Source organism: Roseburia lenta (genome assembly GCF_014287435.1).
In the GTDB taxonomy this organism is placed as follows: domain Bacteria; phylum Bacillota; class Clostridia; order Lachnospirales; family Lachnospiraceae; genus Pararoseburia; species Pararoseburia lenta.
In genome coordinates this window covers 314,586-332,749 of sequence record NZ_JACOPG010000002.1, presented here as the reverse complement: position 1 = coordinate 332,749, position 18,164 = coordinate 314,586, and the positions used below count along the sequence as shown (strand labels likewise).

Sequence of the window (18,164 nt, the reverse complement as noted above, 5' to 3'; positions counted from 1 at the left end):
AGGGAAAACGTATGATTATAACATTAGCGCGCGAGTGCGGCTGTCAGGGAGATTTGATCGGACTGGAACTTGCAAAAATGTATCAACTCCCGTTTTACGATCGGAAAAAAGTGAGCGATTTGATCCGTAGCAAGGGTACACTTGATCGTTTCCCGGATTTCTATGGTGAAAATCCGGTGGATACCTTGTCGTATAGTATTTTGTTGGCTGAGGATGATCAGGCACTTTACAAACGACCAAAGCAGGCGCTGGGTGAGATTATGCCTGAGGACGACTTTATTTTGTTGGGGAGATGTGGCAACTATGCCTATTGTGATAGAGAGGATGCGCTTCGCATTTTTCTGATGGGGCAAGTCGAGCAACGTGTAGAAACCATTGCAAAAAAACACGGTGTTTCTGTGCGCAAGGCAAAAGAAACGGTCAAAGAAACGGATGAGAGAAGACGTGCATATCATTTGCGCTATACCGGACAAGATTGGGGATACGCCGGTAACTACGACCTGTGCTTAAATGTTAGTCGCCTTGGCACCCAGGGGGTAATGGAAGCCATCCAGACGGCAGTTAGGACGATCACAGATCATTAGGATAGAGGCGCACTTGTGCGATTATGAAGTCTGTCACAAACGATCGCATCTGACATAAGCATGTGTCTGGGGTCATTCTTTATTTTTGTGCTTGCTGACAAAGTAGGCGCCAAGCCCTGCGGCGATCACAATGATGGCAAAACTAATAACCGCGATATGGTACTGGGCATTGCTCAGAGCATGTCCGCTGAGGACGGACAGGATAATGGCGGGCAGTCTGCCGACAAAACAAATAAAGAGCCAGTGGGAAACGGAGATATCCGTAAGCCCTACAAAGTAGGAGAGCAGATCTTTGGGCGTTCCTGGAATGAGGAACAAGAGAAAGAGGATGCTCTCCATTTTTTTGTGATCTTTTAAGAAAGTCAATTTTTCCAATTCTGTATCTTCAACGAACAGATGCAGGAATTTGTGTCCGAAACGGCGGACGAGGAAAAAGACAACCATACTGCCAAGGGTGGTACCGATGGCGCAGATCAGACTTCCTTTTACAATGCCGAAAGCATAGCCTGCTGCGATCTCAAAAGGACCACCCGGAATGATGGCGGCAAAGACCTGCAAGACCAGCATACCAAGAAAGAGGAGAACGCCGACAAAACCCTGTGCATCTACCCATGCCTGAAAGGCTCCCGGCTCGGATACAAAGGCAACCAGCGGTCGTCCCATGTAGTATGTGATAACGAAGAATAATATAATAGCCAGTATGGAAAAAAATCTTTGTACGTGTTTTTTCATGATGCCTCCCATATAAACGTCTTATTATGGTATATTTTAGCACAGATTATGGGAAGTGTATGGCGAAATGAAATTCTTAATAAAGATTTTAGAAACACAAAACCCAAAGGCAATTGATGACAATATAAAGGTGTAAGGGAATCTTACATCGATGTGAGAAATAGACAAAAAGGATAATCAATATGAAGCAAGCAGAATTTGAGCAGTTTGTCGAGGCAGAGGGAAAAGATATCCTCCGCTTCTGCCGGATCTTGACAGCAAGCCAAAGACAGGCTTTGGAGGAGATCCTGAGTCAGGTTGTGATCGATTGCAGCGTAGAATACACGGATGGCTCCAGCGCATCCATGAGTGTATCACCTTCTGTAAGAATCGCGTTGAATACGCAGACAGCAGAAGATAGCGGAAGCGATTTCGAGAATGAATATCTGGAGGTAACCATACAAAAGCAGTAAAATAGTTCATAAAAATGCAGGGGAAAACCCGGAAAAACTTTAAATTATTCACAAAATTGCAGATATCGTGGAATAATTATAAGAAAATTTGTTGACATTGAAAAAAACCGGTGGTAATTTAAGAACAAACAAAGAGTAAATGCAAGGAACAGAACAAGATCATGAGGACATCTCATACAGTGCAGAGACTTGTCGGTTGGTGCGAGACAAGGTATGGTTCTTTTGATTATCCTCTGCGAGCAGTGCGCTGAATACCTTCCTGGTCAGTAGGTGCCACCGGTTTCCACCGTTATATGGAGACTTATTTCTGCAAGATAGATTGCGGTGATGAGGTTGAGAGGTCACATTTTGTGGCAATTAAAGTGGTAACGCGGAAGCATAGAGCCTTCGTCTTTAGTGAGTGCTAAAGACGGAGGCTTTTTTAGTACATAGACTCTTTGCTAGAAATTTTTAGAAGGGAGCCGCGTGAGCGCGGAAAAAGACATGAATGGATTAGTTATTGTTTTAATCGGAATTGTAGCACTTGGCGCCGGCTATCTGTTTTATGGAAGATGGCTGGCAAACAAATGGGGGATCGATCCAAAGGCAAAGACCCCGGCGTACACACATGAGGATGGAGAGGACTATGTACCGTCATCTAAGTTTACGGTATTTTCCCATCAATTTTCATCCATTGCAGGTGCAGGTCCTGTCACCGGACCGATCTTAGCATCTGTATTCGGCTGGGTGCCGGTACTCCTTTGGTTGATTATCGGAGGACTCTTTTTCGGAGCAGTACAGGACTTTGGAGCCTTATATGCCTCTGTTAAAAATGAAGGAAAGTCCATGGGAATGATCATTGAAAAGTATATCGGCAAGACAGGAAGAAAGTTGTTTATGCTTTTCTGCTGGCTCTTTACCCTCCTCGTTATCGCAGCCTTTACCGATATGGTTGCCGGTACCTTTGTAGGCAAGGGTGTGGCTGACATGAGCGAAACGACAGCATATGCAGATTCTGCTGCCGCTTCTATTTCTATGTTGTTTATCGTAGTTGCCATCATTTTTGGCGTTATTCAAAAATGCGTCGGACAGATGAAAGAGTGGGTCAGAGCCGTTCTTGCTATCGCACTTTTGGTCGGCATGTTTGCACTGGGTATGCATTTCCCGATCTATGCAACCAAGACAGCATGGATCTACATCATCATGGCTTACCTCTTTTTAGCATCGGTTATGCCAATGTGGCTTTTGATGCAGCCGAGAGATTATATGACAACCTTTATGCTATTGGGCATGATCATCGGTGCGGTTGTTGGTGTCCTCGTCGCACATCCGACTATGCAGCTCAATGCTTTTAATGGCTTTAATGTAGACGGAAGTTATCTCTTCCCGACCTTGTTTGTAACGATCGCCTGTGGTGCTGTTTCCGGATTCCACAGCCTGGTATCTTCCGGTACATCTTCTAAGACGATCAGCAATGAAAAAGATATGCCGATGGTTGGCTATGGCGCCATGGTCGTAGAGTCACTGCTTGGTATTGTTGCGCTGGTTGTTGTAGGTGCCGTTGCCGTCAATGGTACAAAGCCGGAGGGAACACCATTTTCCATCTTTTCTACCGGCGTTGCAGGTTTCTTGGAAAAATTGGGATTGCCGGTACAGGTGGCAACCGTATTTATGACCATGTGCGTATCTGCACTGGCTTTGACATCTCTGGATTCAGTCGCAAGAATCGGTCGTATGTCCTTCCAGGAACTTTTCCTTGGAGATACCACAGATACGTCTAAGATGCCGGGATGGCAGAAAGTGCTCACCAATAAATATTTTGCAACCGTCATCACCTTATTCTTTGGTTATCTTTTGACACTGGGCGGATACAACAATGTATGGCCACTCTTTGGTTCTGCCAACCAGTTGTTAGCAGCCTTGGTTTTGATCGCGCTTTCTGTATTCTTAAAGACAACAGGAAGAACAGGCTGGACATTATACGCACCAATGTTTATTATGTTAGCAGTTACATTTACAGCACTGATCCAGAAGACCATTGCTCTGGTTCGCAATATCGCAAGTGGTCAGGCAACCTTCTTAGTAGATGGTCTGCAATTTATCGTTGCCCTCCTTTTGATGGTCTTAGGTGTCTGTGTTGCATTTTCTTGTTTGAAAAAATTATTTGGCGCAAAGGAAGAAGCGCAGGCATAATCCTTTGCAAAAGGAGACTGGTAATGGAAAAAAAGTGGTATCAGGCAGATTCTTCGGTTATGACAGGCGATGTATCGGTGGCAGAGGGTGTCAGCATATGGCATAATGCGACGCTTCGGGCGGATACGGCACCGATCAGGATCGGGCGGAACAGCAATGTGCAGGATAATGTCTGCATACATGCAGGAGACGGGTACCCGGTAGAAATCGGAGAAAATGTTTCCATTGGACACGGTGCCATTCTGCATGGTTGCACGATCGCGGATAATACGATTATTGGTATGGGTGCAATTGTTCTGAATGGAGCACACATTGGTATGGATTGTATGGTGGGAGCCGGCGCATTGGTTACCCAGGGAATGCAGGTGGCGGATGGGAGTCTTGTGTTGGGAAGTCCTGCAAAACGACACCGGATGTTGACAGCAGAAGAAATAGAACACCAGCATGAAAATGCCTTGCATTACGTAAAGGCAGGTGAAGAACAATTGAGAGAAAAAGATGTGAAGCAAAGCAATACCGGAAAAATGCAAGCAGGCTATGAACGCCTTGCAAAAAATCTCATGGACTTTATCTGGGAAGAACAGATCAAACTGGGCTATCGGCGGGAGGTCATCCGCCTCTATTTCCCCCTGACATCCCTTTGCCATTTCTTTGGCAGGCAGATGAGCGAGGAAGAAATGCTGGATGTCCTGCATGCCTTGCCGGAAACGGTGACCCGGACACTGGGAAATGTCCGTTGCAGCAGCAAACAGGGACGCTTTTGTATCGAGATCCCGGAAGAAGGTGTGGCATATGTGCATGCGAATATGCACGATGACGGATTTTTAGAGGAACTGGTCGCTTTGGTGCAGACGCATGATTGCAGTAGGGAGAAACTCTTGACTTTGTTTAGCAAATATAGTCAGGCGGTTGAGATCCAGGATATGCAGGATGCAGACTTTGATTATGCCATCCATTGCAAAGACCGCGAGAACGATCCTTATTATTATTGTTTTCATGAGGAAGGTTGTCATATCATTTATCATCGTTTTACACCAGAAGACTATGCAGATCTGATTTCGTAAATGATCAATTGAGATTTGATGATCTGAATTCTATACAACACAACGCAATTCTTATAACTGCTCTTGTATCTTCACAAATACAAGGGCAGTTAAATTTTCTCCCACTATTCCTATTGACACGATAGGAATAGTGGGATATAATCGGAAACATCGAAAAGAAAAGGAGGCAAAAACATGAAAGTGTTACATGAAAAAACAACGCGATGTATGTGCTACGCACGAATGCAGAACTCTCAAGCAGAATCAGAAATGGAGAGATGCGACTGTTGTTGTTGCTCTATTTTGATGTAAGACTTTTGCGGTTTTGCAAATTCGGTTTGAGAGGAAATACGCCGGCGCTTGAGACAGTCTGATAAGTTACAAGTCACAAGGCCAAAAATCGTGCGTAGTATAAGATATAGGAAGATAAAAGAGAAATTTACTAATTACAAAAAGGAGAACTTAAAATGAAGAATTTGAAAATAAAGAAATTATTAGCAGTGGCAGTAGCCGGTATCCTGACCGTAGGATTGGTAGCATGCGGAAGTTCCAATTCCGACAGTGCAAAATCAGATACAGCAAGCGGATCTGATGCAGCATCAGGAAGTTATCGTACCTTAGACGAGATCAAGGAAGATGGAACTATCAACATCGGTGTATTTTCCGACAAAAACCCATTTGGTTATGTGGATGAGAACGGCGAGTATCAGGGATATGATGTTTACTTTGCAAACCGTCTGGCAAAGGATCTTGGCGTAAAAGTCAATTTCGTATCTACAGAGGCTGCAAACCGTATCGAATATTTGCAGACAGGCAAGGTTGACGTTATCTTAGCCAACTTTACCGTTACCGAAGAAAGAGCACAGGAAGTTGATTTTGCACTTCCATACATGAATGTAGCACTTGGTGTTGTTTCCAGAGAAGACAATGTGATTAAGAGTCTGGATAACTGGAACAAAGATGATTCCATCATTGTTATTTCAGGAACAACCGCTGAGACATATCTGACAGAGAATTATCCGGATATCCCATTACAGAAATTTGATTCCTATGCAACTGCAAAAGAAGCCTTCCAGAACGGAACATCTGTTGCATGGGCAAATGACAACACAGAAGTTATCGCATTTGCACTTCAGAACAAGGGTTATACCGTAGGTATTTCTGAACTTGGCAACAAGGATACGATCGCTCCTGCAGTGACAAAGGGAAATGACAGCCTTCGTGAGTGGATCAACAGCGAGATCGAGACATTGGGACAGGAAAACTTCTTCCACAAAGATTACGAAGAGACATTAGTAGATACTTACGGAACAGATTATGAAGACAGCCTTGTAGTAGAAGGTGGCAAAACAGAGTAAGTAAGAATTTGAAAAATACAGGAAAGGAGAACGCGATACCATGGATATAGCATTTATGACAAAGTATTTACCAATGTATGAAAGAGCGGCAGTGCTGACAGTCAAGATCGGTCTGATCGGTATCGCATTCGCTATCCTGCTAGGTCTGATCTGTGCCATGATTCAGTATCATAAGGTGCCGGTCGCAAGACAGATCGTAGCCGTTTATATTGAGATCAGCCGAAATACACCGCTTTTGGTGCAGTTATTCTTTATTTATTATGGCTTTCCAAAGATCGGCATCATGATGCAGCCGGAGACTTGCGGTGTCGTTGGTCTGGCATTCCTTGGTGGATCTTATATGGCAGAGGCTTTCCGCAGTGGTCTGGAATCTGTAGCAAAGATCCAGAGCGAAAGCGCCCTCAGTCTTGGCATGAACCGTGCGCAGGTTATGCGTTATATCGTTCTGCCACAGGCAGTTTCCGTCAGTATTCCGGCATTTGTGGCAAATGTTATCTTCTTATTAAAGGAGACAAGTGTATTCAGTGCCATCAGTTTGATGGATCTCATGTTTACGGCAAAGGATCTGATCGGACTTTACTATAAGACGACAGAGAGCCTTTTCCTCTTGGTAGTATTCTACCTGATCATCTTATTGCCGGTTTCTTTGCTTGGAACCTGGCTGGAAAGGAGAGTGCGCTATGCTGGATTTGGGGATTGATGTCCTTTTTAAGGGAAGCAATATGTTGCGCCTCCTGTCCGGTCTTTGGGTGGCAATGAAGATCAGTCTGGTTTCCATTTTGATCAGCCTGCCTCTGGGCGTCTTGGTTGGTGCGCTGATGACAGTAAAAAACCGTGTGGTAAAAGTAATTTTCCGTGTCTATCTGGAGATCATCCGTATCATGCCACAGTTGGTCTTGTTATTTATTGTATATTTCGGTACGACACGAGCCTTGGGCTGGAATTTATCCGGCGAGGTTGCATCCGTGATCGTATTTGTTCTGTGGGGAACGGCGGAGATGGGAGACCTCGTGCGTGGGGCGCTCATCAGTATTCCAAAGCATCAGTTTGAAAGCAGTGAAGCCTTGGGACTTACCAAACGTCAGACCTATATTTACATTATCATTCCGCAGACGATCCAGCGTTTGATCCCCTTGTCGATTAACCTGATCACACGTATGATAAAGACGACCAGTCTGGTGCTGATGATCGGTGTTGTGGAAATGTTAAAAGTGGCACAGCAGATCATCGAAGCAAATCGTATGACCAGCCCGAATGCGGCATTTGGTGTCTTTTTGATCGTTTTCATTTTGTACTTTTTGGTGTGCTGGCCGATCAGTATGCTGGCGAGATACCTTGAGAAAAAATGGAACATAGCCTAGGCGTAAAGGAGGAAGTAAAGTGGCAGAAACATTACTTCAGGTAAAAGATCTGATAAAAGAATATGAGGGCAACCGCATTTTGGACGGTGTGAATTTAGAGATCGAACAGGGGCAGGTTGTCGTTGTGGTCGGACCGAGTGGTTGTGGAAAAAGTACCCTGCTGCGCTGCATCAATGCATTGGAACCGATCCAGGGAGGTCAGGTCATCTTAGAGGGCAAGACCGTAGGAAAAGACAATCTGGAAGAGTTGCGTCAAAAGATCGGCATGGTGTTCCAGAGTTACGATCTCTTTCCACATTTGAGTGTTTTAGACAATATCACGATCGCACCGATCAAGGTGCAGAAAAGAAAGAAAGAAGAAGTACAGGCGGAAGCAAGAGAATTGCTCAAGCGTGTCGGTTTGGAAGATAAGGCAAACAGTTACCCAAGACAGTTGTCCGGTGGACAAAAGCAGAGAGTTGCCATTGTGCGTGCGCTCTGTATGCACCCGGAAATCCTGCTTTTTGACGAGGTGACAGCGGCTCTGGATCCGGAAATGGTACGCGAGGTCTTGGATGTTATGCTGGATCTGGCAAAGCAGGGCAGGACGATGATCATCGTGACACACGAGATGCAGTTTGCCAAGGCAGTTGCGGATAAAGTTGTATTTATCGACCAGGGAAAGATCTTGGAAGAAGCAGCGCCGGAAGAATTTTTCATCAATCCAAAGACGGAACGTGCAAAGCAGTTTTTGAATGTCTTCCAGTTTGATTAAAAAGAAAATAAAATATTATGTATGCCAATAAAAAAGAGTTACAGGTTGGCAGATATCTTGTGAAAGAATCTGACTAGAACCGGTAACTCTTTTTGCATATGAAGATTTTATTTCAGGACGTTAATTCCGACTGCGGAGAGCGCTCCGATGATGATACCGGCAAGAAGAACGCCGCCCATAACGGAGATCGTGCTTTTCTTGAAATCCATATCAAGGAAAGAGGCTGCCAGTGTACCTGTCCATGCGCCTGTGCCCGGAAGTGGGATACCTACGAACAAAAGCAGGGCAACATAGAGTCCGCGTCCGGCTTTTGCCTGTAACTTTGCACCACCCTTGTGGCCTTTTTTCAGACACCAGGTAAAGAAGCCGCCGATGATCGGCTTATCTGCGCCCCACTCCAGCACCTTTCTTGCAAAGAAGAAAATGATCGGAACCGGGAGCATATTACCGATGATCGAGATAATGTATGCCTGAAGAAGCGGAACCGGTGGGTTACATAACAGTGTACCATAGGGAATCGCGCCTCTGAGTTCTACGATCGGAACCATGGAAATAAAAAATGTGATCAGATAACTTTTTAACATTGTATCCTCCTAAAAATGCTTAACTATGTAAATGATATATGATAAGAGGAAAGTTTGCAATGGTTTTTATCTTGGATTTGAAGCATAGATCTATCTATAATTACGCCCGATCGTGCTTCCACCATCCACTAATACATCGACACCGGCAAGATAGCCGTTACGTTCATCAGCAACAGAAGCGATCGCAAAGCCGAGTTCTTCCGGCGTACCCATGCGTTTTTCTGCAGCCGTTTCTAGGAGTGAGCCGCCTTCTTTGGCTTCCAGATTTCCCATATCCGTAGCAATTAGTCCCGGACTCAAAGAGCAGACACGGATGCCTTTTGATCCGTAATCAAAAGCGCATTTGGCAGCATACCAGATGACGAATTTCTTGGACAGACCGTAAGCCAGACCGGAAGACTTGTAATCATCTTTTAGCATCTTAGGTAGTTTCAGACATTTTTTTAAGAAGAGATCTTCGTCGGTATCAGCCAGAGTGAAAGTCTTTTTATTTGCCAGAAATCCCGGGATCATATAGGCGGAATTGGAGGAAATGTCAACGATCACGCTACCTGCTTTCATATATTTTGAAAACTCCTGATTGATATAGACGGTGCCCAGTGCATTGACGCGGAGCAGTTTCTCAGGAACTGCCATGGCAGGGGAAAGCCCGGCGGCATGGATCACATTTTTGATTTCGCCCAGTTCGGCGGCATATGCTGCTAACTCCTGCACCTGAGAACGAACTGAGGTGTCGCAGGTCTTGGCATAGGCTTCGTATCCGGCTTCCTGTAATTCTGTTACGGCACGTTCCAATTTTGCCAGTGTTCGCCCTGTTACAAGGATGATCTTTTCCTTAGGCATATATTTTGCAGCAGCCAGTCCCATGCCACTGCCCCCACCGGTGATCACACATACTTCTTTTTTCATGATAAATTCTCCTTATAATACGGCATGCGGTATGCCGTTTGTTATCTTTCTATGCCCTAGCATAGAACTTTTATGTTTAAAAAATGTTAAACAGATTTTTTATATTATGAGATTTTTTCCGCAATCTGCTGTCTAATATATGTAAGGCGAAAACGAAGGACGCTTCGCACACGCTTTATAGAAGCGCGCGAAAGGACTATGAAATGTCAAAGATAGAAAATGGATATTTAATTGACCAGGCAAAGGGACGAGACCCGGATGCATTCGCGGAATTGATGCAATTATACATGCAGGATATGTACCGCGTCGCACTTGCGATCCTGATGAATGATGAGGATGCGGCAGATGCCATACAAGATACGATCCTTGCCTGCTGGGAGAAGATACATACCTTGCGAAAACGGGAATTTTTTAAAACATGGCTGACGCGGATCTTGATCAACAAATGTTATGACATCCGAAAGAAAAGGCGAAATTGCGTGGAACTGGAAGAATACGCAGAGCCCATCACAGAAGATAAAAGTGATTGGGAATTTCGGGAGGCACTGGAATCTTTGGATGAAAAATACCGCATCATCATGACCCTGTTTTACAGTCAGGGCTATCGGATCGATGAGATCGCGGATATGTTAAAACTCCCAAAGAGTACCGTACAGACAAGGCTGCAAAGAGGCAGAGAGCGACTGGCGGTCTACTATCGCAAATATGGATAAGGGCAGCAATGGAGTGAAAAGAAAGGAGTCCGGAATGGAGAGAAAGATAGAAGAAATCTTTACGGCAGAAGTGGAAATGCCGGAGGTGGTACAGAAAAAAGCCGAGGAAGCCTTTTGCAGGATCAGAGCGAAAGGAGAAAGGAAAATGCCAAAGAATCATAAAGTTGTACCATTTCAAAAGAAGAAAAAAATGCATAAAAAGGCAGCTGCTGTGGCATGCATCTGTCTGCTGGCAGTAGGAGGCACCACTGTGGCGGCAGCAGCACATCATTATTGGAGCCGTGGCATGGAAGGACTCTTGCAGGCGACGGATGAGCAGCAGGCGAAACTGACCGATCAGGGCTTGGCAACCAGTGTGGAGGAGGAGCCAAACCTTAAGGCTATGGCGGTGACAAATAATGGCGTGACGGTGACACCGACGCAGATGATTGTAGATAAGTATGTTGCCTTTATCACGTTTTCCGTGACAGGTTATGATCTGGAGGACGGAAAAGAGCCGTGTTTTGATGACGTCATGATAGACAACAAAGAATTCAATGCCAGCAGTAGTTTTTATGATGGACTGATTGCAGGGGAAGACGGATTTGTAGTGAATGCAGACGGTTCTCCTGTGGAAGAAGATGCAGATGGCAGTATCATAAGCCATTATAAGGCAGAGGATGGATCTCTTACGTATCAGATGCTCTTGCAGTTGAATGATCCGGAAGATACGATCAAGGGAAAGGAATTGAAAGTTTCCTTTAAAAATCTGGGAACCGTTGAAAAGACAGAGTATAGCAATGTGATGGATGGAGAATGGGATTTCACCATTCCGCTGACTGGTAAGGATGTGGCAAAGACCTATCAGACCGCCCAGAAGATCGGCGATACCGGTATTGTGGTAGACTCAGTTGAAATTTCCCCGATCTCTATTCATCTGACCTATGATCTGAGCAAGAAGGATAGCAAGGCGGATCTGGGAGAGGCAAATGAAGACAATGCGGTACCGACCTTCTTTGGGGTAAAATTAAAAGATGGCAGTCTCTTATACCCATTGGCAAATGGCGGAAATTACGGCTATACGGATGACAGTCAGACTGCCTATGAAAGCCTGTTTGCTTTGGATCGGGTGATCGAAGCAGATCAGGTGGAGGCAATCCTTTTACAAAAGAATTATCCGAAGACAGATGCCGATGGCGGGGCGCATTATGAAGAAAGTGATTTCTTCGTGATTCCGCTACAATAACAGAAAAAAGGAAGTCTTTACAAACATTGCAATTTCAGGCGCTTTCGTATATCATAAAACTAGATTTTTATGGTATGCGGAGGCGTTCTTTTTATGGCAGATAATAATTGGGATGATTTGGGCGAAGAATTAAAAGATGCGGTCAATGATGCGATCAACAGTGGAGACTTTGGAGATTTGGCGGGTTCCATCGGAGATATGGTCAATGGCGCACTCTACTCATTTAGCAAAGGGGTATCTTCCTCTATGCGCGATGTCTCCCAAAGAGCAAATGACAGAAATCGTATGGCGGGTGATATGGGACGCATGGCTGGAGATATGGGACGTATGGCAGGCAATATGGGGCGCATGGCTGGTGGCATGGGCAGAGCCTTTGGGCAAGCCGCAGCCCAGATGGCAGGCGGTGTGGCGCAGATGGCAAATGACATGAGCGCACGTCAGCGCGCGGATATGGCAGCAAGTCAGGGACTTCCTCTTTATGACAAGAGCCCGGCAAAGGCATCCTGTGTCCTGATGATGGCGATCGGTTATCCCCTCATGGGTCTTGGTATTTTCTTTTCAGCCGTGATGGCATTCGCATTTGGCGTTGCCGGATCCTATTTCCTGGCACCGCTGATCTTATTCCTTGCCATGGCAGTCGGCGGTACGGCATTGGGGATCGGTGGCACCAACAGGTTTAAAATGCTCAGCCGTTTTTCAAAATATACCTATCGTTTGGAGGAACATGCTTACATATCCGTGGAGGAACTGGCAAAAAAGGTTGGCAAATCCGTAGACTATACCATGAAGGATCTGGAGAAGATGATCGGACAGCATCTTTTCTATCAGGCACATCTGGACTATGATAATAAATATCTGATCTTATCAGACCGTACTTATGAGCAGTACCAGATGGCGCGTGAGGACTTCAAAAAAGAGCAGGCAGAGAAGAAAGCAAAAGAGGCAGAAGAAGACAAGTTGCCGGAAGAATGTCGCAAACTCATTGCGGAGGGACAGCGTTATGTTGCCCATATCAGAGAGTGCAACGATGCCATTCCGGGTGAGGAGATCTCCCGCAAACTGGATAAGATGGAACAACTGGTACAGCGTATTTTTGAAGAAGTCAAGATCCATCCGGAGGTGGCAGGAGATCTGCACAAGATGATGGAATACTATCTGCCGATGACGGAGAAGTTATTAGACTCTTACCGCGAACTGGATGCACAGCCGGTAGCCGGTGAGAATGTGACCAAGACCAAGCATGAGATTGAAGATGCCGTAGATTCATTGAACGTGGCATTTGAAAAATTGCTGGACTCTTTATTTGCAGACCGTGCATGGGATATTTCTTCCGATATCTCGGTGCTCAACACTATGTTGGCGCAGGAAGGTCTGAAAGAAGACGATTTTTCAGCAAAGAAATAGATCATAAATAAAAAGGACAAGGAGAAGAGACATGGGAGAAGAATTTAAGGATTTTACGACAACGCCTACACTGACATTTGGAGAGACACCGGACACGCAGGAATTGCCGAGCACAGTCGCAGAGGAGACAGAGCTTGTGGCAGATTCTGCATTTAACGAGAACAATCTGACAGCAGAAGAAAAGAAGATGGTCGAGGACTTTTCACAGAAGATCGATCTGCACAACTCACAGGCTATCTTACAGTATGGCGCAGGAACCCAGAAGAAGATGGCTGATTTTTCCGAAAATGCACTGAAAAATGTACGCACCAAGGACATGGGCGAAGTCGGAGATATGTTATCCGGTCTGGTCGTGGAACTCAAGAGTTTTGAGATCACAGAGGAGGACAAGGGAATTTTAGGACTCTTTAAAAAGTCTGCCAACAAAGTGACCGGACTTAAGGCAAAGTATGACAAGACAGAGACCAATGTCAACAATGTATGTCAGGCATTGGAGAAGCATCAGGTAACACTGATGAAGGATATTGCACTTTTGGATAAGATGTATGATGCCAACCTTTCCTATTTCAAGGAATTATCCATGTATATCATTGCCGGCAAGCAGAAACTGGAAGAAGTCAGAAATGGGGAACTTGCAGAAGCCAAGGCAAAGGCACAGGCAAGCAATCTGCCGGAGGATGCACAAGCAGCCAAGGATATCGAGGCTATGTGCGATCGTTTCGAGAAGAAACTGCATGATCTGGAACTGACTCGTATGATCTCGATCCAGACAGCACCGCAGATCCGCTTGGTACAGAACAATGACACCATGATGGCAGAAAAGATCCAGTCAACATTGGTCAACACGATTCCTCTTTGGAAGAGCCAGATGGTACTTGCCCTTGGTATCGAACATTCCAATCAGGCAGCCAAGGCACAACGCGAAGTAACCGATGTTACCAACGAACTGCTCAAGAAGAATGCAGACCTCTTAAAGACTGCATCTGTTGAGACAGCCAAGGAGTCCGAACGTGGTATCGTGGATATGGAGACTTTACAGCATACCAATGAGACCCTGATCTCAACCTTTGATGAAGTCATGAAGATTCAGGAGGATGGACGTGCAAAGAGACAGGCGGCTGAGCAGGAAATGCAGCGTCTGGAGACCGAACTCAAGAACAAGATGTTGGAAGTTCGCGGATAATATAGTATAGGATGTAAATGCCATGCGCAAGACTTTTTGCGCGTGGCATTCTTGTTTGTCTAAAACGAAAAAACAGGCATAGTTTTTACAAATGACAAGAAAGAAGGGACACAAGATGCTTACTGTTTTAAAAGTGATAGGAATTATCATCTTAGTTATTGTTGTACTTTATTTACTCATGATCATGCCGCGCATGATAAACCGTCCGGATTTTACACCTTTTCAAGGGCGCTTGTATGCCCACCGTGGTTTACATGACAATGAGACCAACGCACCGGAAAATTCCCTGAATGCTTTTCAAAAAGCAGTGGATGCCGGATACGGGATCGAACTGGATGTGCAGTTGACCAAGGATGAGATCATGGTCGTATGCCATGATTTTGACTTGAAGCGTATCTGTGGGGCAGATGTCAAGGTGCGCGACCTGACTTTTGAGGAGTTGCAGGGCTATCATATCTGCAAGTCTGATCAGACCATTCCGACCTTTGAGGAAGTTCTGCGCCTGATTGACGGCAAGGTGCCGCTCATTATTGAATACAAGGTGCCTGGCATGAGCGCCAAGGTATGCGAGATGGCAGATGCTCTGTTACAGGACTATAAGGGGCTTTACTGCGTCGAGTCTTTTCACCCTTTAGCCGTGCTCTGGTATCGCCGCAATCGCAAGGAGATCGTGCGTGGTATCTTATCCGACTCCTACATAAAGGAGGGCATGACTGACATGCCAAAGGTTGTTTATGGCATTACCCATCATATGCTGGTCAATTTCCTGATCAGCCCGGATTTTATTGCCTACCATCATAAGTATTATAAGGATCTGTCGCGTACTTTATGTCGCAAACTCTATCACGCACCGGCAGTGGCATGGACGATCAAGAGCCAGCAGCAGTTGGAAGATCGTAAGGATGATTTCGACATCTTTATTTTCGACTCTTTCCTGCCAAAAGACGGACCGGTCTTTAAAAATTAGGCAAAGATAAGCAATATTCCGACAGAAAAACAAAATATCTAAAAGCACAGGACTTGTGGACTCCTATAATAAACTTATCGTATCAGAAAAATGACGAGTTTCGTTAGAGATAAGCAAAAAAGGAGACAAGTATGAAAGCAATCAGATTACGTTGTGAACAAATGGAAAATCCATTGGGGATTGATGTGCAAAAGCCATGTCTTTCCTGGATCTGTCAGGATGGTATTCATCAGACTGCCTATGAGATCGAGGCAAAGACCGGTGAAGATGTCATATACAACAGCGGCAAGGTAGCAAGTGACAGCATGAATGTCATGCTGGATGCAGATCTTGCAAGCAAGCAGCAGGTTGTCTGGCATGTGCGCCTGTGGGACGAAAAGGATGTCTGCGGCGAGTGGAGTCAGGATGCTCATTTTGAGATGGGGATTATCAAGGCAGATCAGTTTGTGGCAAAATGGATCAACCCGGAGGGACAGATCAATACGGACGAGATGCAGCCGGTATCTTATCTGCGCAAGACCTTTACTTTTGACGGAAATGCCAAAGATGCAAGAGCCTATGTCAGCGCACATGGTATTTATGAGGTCAGGATTAACGGCAAGCGAGTGGGCGATTTTGTCCTTGCTCCGGGAACATCTTCTTATGACAAGCAGATGCCATATCAGACCTATGATGTGACAGAACTTTTGGAAAACGGAGAAAATACCATTACAGCAGAAGTGGCAGATGGCTGGTATCGCAGTTATTCCGGCGTTGATGGAGACAGAAATCTTTTCGGTACCGAACTTGCCTTTTTCTTCCAGTTGGAAAATGCCGGACAGGTCATCTGTATTTCGGATGAGACATGGGAGGTTTCCCAGGCAGGACCGCTTCGTCAGGCAGATATGCAGATGGGCGAGGTCTATGATGCAAATAAGGAAGACATTACGGATTGGCATGGCGTAAGTGTAGTGGATGCAGACAATAGTCTATTTAAGGCGACAAACAGTGTCCCGGTGCAGGAACATGAGCATTTTGAAGGAAAGATCATGACAACTCCAAATGGCGAGACCGTGATCGATTACGGACAGAATTTGGCAGGTTATATCTGCTTTACCTTAGAGGCGCATGAAGGCGATCGTCTTGTCCTGACACACGGCGAGGCACTGGATGAGAACGGCAACTTTACGGCAGAGAATTTTCAGGATCGCAAGCGTCATAAGGGCGGCGGAACCGAACAGAAGGTTACCTTCATTTGTAAAGAGGGAACGAATACCTATCATACCAAGTTTTCTATCTGGGGATTCCAGTATGCTAAGGTGGAGACTGATATCGACCTGAGTACCGCGCATTTTGAATCCATTGCCGTGTATTCCGCTATGGAGCAGATCGGACATTTCTCCTGTGGCAATGCAGATGTCAACCAGTTGGTGCACAACAGTATCTGGAGCCAGAAGTCCAACTTCTGTGATGTGCCGACGGATTGTCCGACCAGAGAGCGTGCCGCATGGACGGGGGATGCCGGCGTATTCGTAGATACCGGTATTTTCCTTGAGGACTGTTACAGTATCTTCCGCAAGTGGCTGGGCGAGTGCCGCCTTATGCAGTACGATGACGGAAAGATTGCAAACATTGCACCGCTGAACAGTAAGCCAAGTTTCTTCTCAGGACTTTTGTCAGGTTCGACAGGCTGGGGCGATGCTTGTATCATCGTGCCATATGCTCTTTACAAGCGTTATGATGATGTGCGTATTTTGGAAGAAAATTACGATATGATGAAAAAGTGGTACGCTTTCCTTGAAGATCGTGCCAAGAAAAAGGACATCAAGAAGATCTTTAAGAAAAAGAGCCCATATCGCGATTATACGATCGAGACAGGTATCGACTATGGCGAGTGGTGTGAGCCGGGCGTAGACTCTGCTTCCTTGATGGGAAAGACACCGGTTGACTCTGCTACTGCATATTTTGCACATTCCGGTAAAATGTTATCCGAGATCGCACAGATCTTAGGGCATGAGGACGAGGCAAAGCATTACGCAGAAGTTTCCGAGAAAGCGACCCTTGCTTTTCGTGATGCGGCAACAGAGAATGGTAAGATCATAGGTGAGCGTCAGGCACCATATGTCAGAGCCATTGCCTTTGATCTTTTGACGGAGGAAGACAAGAAGCAGGCAGTCGAAGACCTGAATGCTCTTGTAGTAAAGAATGATTATCATTTGAACACCGGCTTCCTTAGTACGCCATTCCTTTGTCAGGTCTTGGCGGAAAACGGACATACCGACACGGCTTATCGTCTGCTCTTGCAGGATACGGCACCAAGTTGGCTTTATGAGGTGAAAAAGGGTGCCAATACCGTCTGGGAGACATGGGATGGTATCAACGAAAAAGGGGAAGTGCATGCTTCTTTGAACCATTATTCCTATGGTGCGATCTGTGGCTGGCTCTTTGGTGGTGTCTGCGGTATCCACTTAGAGAATAAGCATGTTACTATCCATCCATACCCGGATGCATCCTTGGGGTATGCGCATGCGGAGTATGTCTCTCCGGTTGGAAAGATCGTCAGTGCTTGGAAGTATGAGGGAGATAACATCCATTACACCTTCGAGATCCCGGCGAACGTGACAGCGGAGGTCTACTTAGAGGACGGGCAGAAAGTGACCTTGGAAGCAGGAAAACATGAGATTGTATCAAAGTAGGATTGCTTCACAAGAGTATAGAGAAATGATAAAAAGGCTGTAGCGTTT

At 45.6% G+C, this 18,164-nt stretch carries 17 protein-coding genes and 1 other annotated feature; of the genes, 14 read left to right on the top strand and 3 right to left on the bottom strand.

The features are described 5' to 3' along the window. Positions 1-11: 11 nt before the first annotated feature. Positions 12-584, top strand: coding sequence for a cytidylate kinase-like family protein (locus H8R94_RS05605; RefSeq protein WP_178010986.1), 573 nt, complete (start codon positions 12-14; stop codon positions 582-584). 72 nt (positions 585-656) lie between these two features. Here H8R94_RS05605 and H8R94_RS05600 read toward each other — a convergent pair whose 3' ends face one another. Beyond that, a complete protein-coding gene (locus H8R94_RS05600; RefSeq protein WP_118280342.1) occupies positions 657-1,316 on the bottom strand; it encodes a TVP38/TMEM64 family protein in 660 nt (219 codons plus the stop codon). A 182-nt stretch (positions 1,317-1,498) separates the two neighbouring features. Here H8R94_RS05600 and H8R94_RS05595 point away from each other — a divergent pair, with 182 nt between their 5' ends. From H8R94_RS05595 to H8R94_RS05560, 7 genes are all read left to right on the top strand, one after another. Further along, positions 1,499-1,768 (top strand): hypothetical protein, encoded by a 270-nt coding sequence (locus tag H8R94_RS05595; protein ID WP_118280341.1) that lies wholly within the window; start codon positions 1,499-1,501, stop codon positions 1,766-1,768. A 135-nt stretch (positions 1,769-1,903) separates the two neighbouring features. Beyond that, positions 1,904-2,166, top strand: a binding site (T-box leader). Between the two features lie 85 nt (positions 2,167-2,251). Beyond that, positions 2,252-3,940: a carbon starvation CstA family protein gene (locus H8R94_RS05590; protein WP_118280694.1), complete on the top strand. Its 1,689-nt coding sequence runs from the start codon at positions 2,252-2,254 to the stop codon at positions 3,938-3,940. A gap of 23 nt (positions 3,941-3,963) precedes the next feature. Next, positions 3,964-5,004: a DUF3877 family protein gene (locus H8R94_RS12145; protein WP_243238468.1), complete on the top strand. Its 1,041-nt coding sequence runs from the start codon at positions 3,964-3,966 to the stop codon at positions 5,002-5,004. A 446-nt stretch (positions 5,005-5,450) separates the two neighbouring features. Beyond that, positions 5,451-6,341, top strand: a complete 891-nt coding sequence (locus H8R94_RS05575; protein ID WP_186854112.1) for a transporter substrate-binding domain-containing protein — start codon at positions 5,451-5,453, stop codon at positions 6,339-6,341. A 40-nt stretch (positions 6,342-6,381) separates the two neighbouring features. Further along, complete coding sequence (locus H8R94_RS05570) at positions 6,382-7,041, top strand: amino acid ABC transporter permease (RefSeq protein WP_178010994.1); 660 nt, start codon at positions 6,382-6,384, stop codon at positions 7,039-7,041. Further along, positions 7,022-7,702, top strand: a complete 681-nt coding sequence (locus tag H8R94_RS05565) for an amino acid ABC transporter permease (RefSeq protein WP_118280338.1) — start codon at positions 7,022-7,024, stop codon at positions 7,700-7,702. The genes H8R94_RS05570 and H8R94_RS05565 overlap by 20 nt, the downstream gene beginning before the upstream one ends. A 19-nt stretch (positions 7,703-7,721) precedes the next feature. Then, positions 7,722-8,456: an amino acid ABC transporter ATP-binding protein gene (locus tag H8R94_RS05560; RefSeq protein WP_186854111.1), complete on the top strand. Its 735-nt coding sequence runs from the start codon at positions 7,722-7,724 to the stop codon at positions 8,454-8,456. A 107-nt stretch (positions 8,457-8,563) separates the two neighbouring features. Here H8R94_RS05560 and H8R94_RS05555 read toward each other — a convergent pair whose 3' ends face one another. Continuing rightward, a complete protein-coding gene (locus H8R94_RS05555) occupies positions 8,564-9,040 on the bottom strand; it encodes a COG2426 family protein (RefSeq protein ID WP_186854110.1) in 477 nt (158 codons plus the stop codon). Between the two features lie 90 nt (positions 9,041-9,130). Continuing rightward, positions 9,131-9,949, bottom strand: coding sequence for an SDR family NAD(P)-dependent oxidoreductase (locus tag H8R94_RS05550; protein WP_186854109.1), 819 nt, complete (start codon positions 9,947-9,949; stop codon positions 9,131-9,133). Positions 9,950-10,152: 203 nt separating this feature from the next. Between H8R94_RS05550 and H8R94_RS05545 the strand changes: the two genes are divergently transcribed. The 6 genes from H8R94_RS05545 to H8R94_RS05520 all read left to right on the top strand — a co-directional run bounded on the left by H8R94_RS05545 (position 10,153) and on the right by H8R94_RS05520 (position 18,116). After that, the gene (locus tag H8R94_RS05545; protein WP_186854108.1) at positions 10,153-10,662 is read left to right on the top strand and encodes an RNA polymerase sigma factor; all 510 of its coding nucleotides are present in this window, start codon (positions 10,153-10,155) and stop codon (positions 10,660-10,662) included. Between the two features lie 34 nt (positions 10,663-10,696). Next, on the top strand, positions 10,697-11,887 hold the full coding sequence (locus H8R94_RS05540) for a DUF4179 domain-containing protein (RefSeq protein ID WP_186854107.1): 1,191 nt from the start codon (positions 10,697-10,699) through the stop codon (positions 11,885-11,887). A 93-nt stretch (positions 11,888-11,980) separates the two neighbouring features. Next, positions 11,981-13,291, top strand: a complete 1,311-nt coding sequence (locus tag H8R94_RS05535) for a 5-bromo-4-chloroindolyl phosphate hydrolysis family protein (RefSeq protein WP_186854106.1) — start codon at positions 11,981-11,983, stop codon at positions 13,289-13,291. Between the two features lie 31 nt (positions 13,292-13,322). Further along, the gene (locus tag H8R94_RS05530) at positions 13,323-14,474 is read left to right on the top strand and encodes a toxic anion resistance protein (RefSeq protein ID WP_118280331.1); all 1,152 of its coding nucleotides are present in this window, start codon (positions 13,323-13,325) and stop codon (positions 14,472-14,474) included. 115 nt (positions 14,475-14,589) lie between these two features. Next, positions 14,590-15,441: a glycerophosphodiester phosphodiesterase family protein gene (locus H8R94_RS05525; RefSeq protein WP_118535143.1), complete on the top strand. Its 852-nt coding sequence runs from the start codon at positions 14,590-14,592 to the stop codon at positions 15,439-15,441. A 131-nt stretch (positions 15,442-15,572) separates the two neighbouring features. Next, positions 15,573-18,116, top strand: a complete 2,544-nt coding sequence (locus H8R94_RS05520; RefSeq protein WP_118535144.1) for a family 78 glycoside hydrolase catalytic domain — start codon at positions 15,573-15,575, stop codon at positions 18,114-18,116. Positions 18,117-18,164 lie beyond the last annotated feature (48 nt).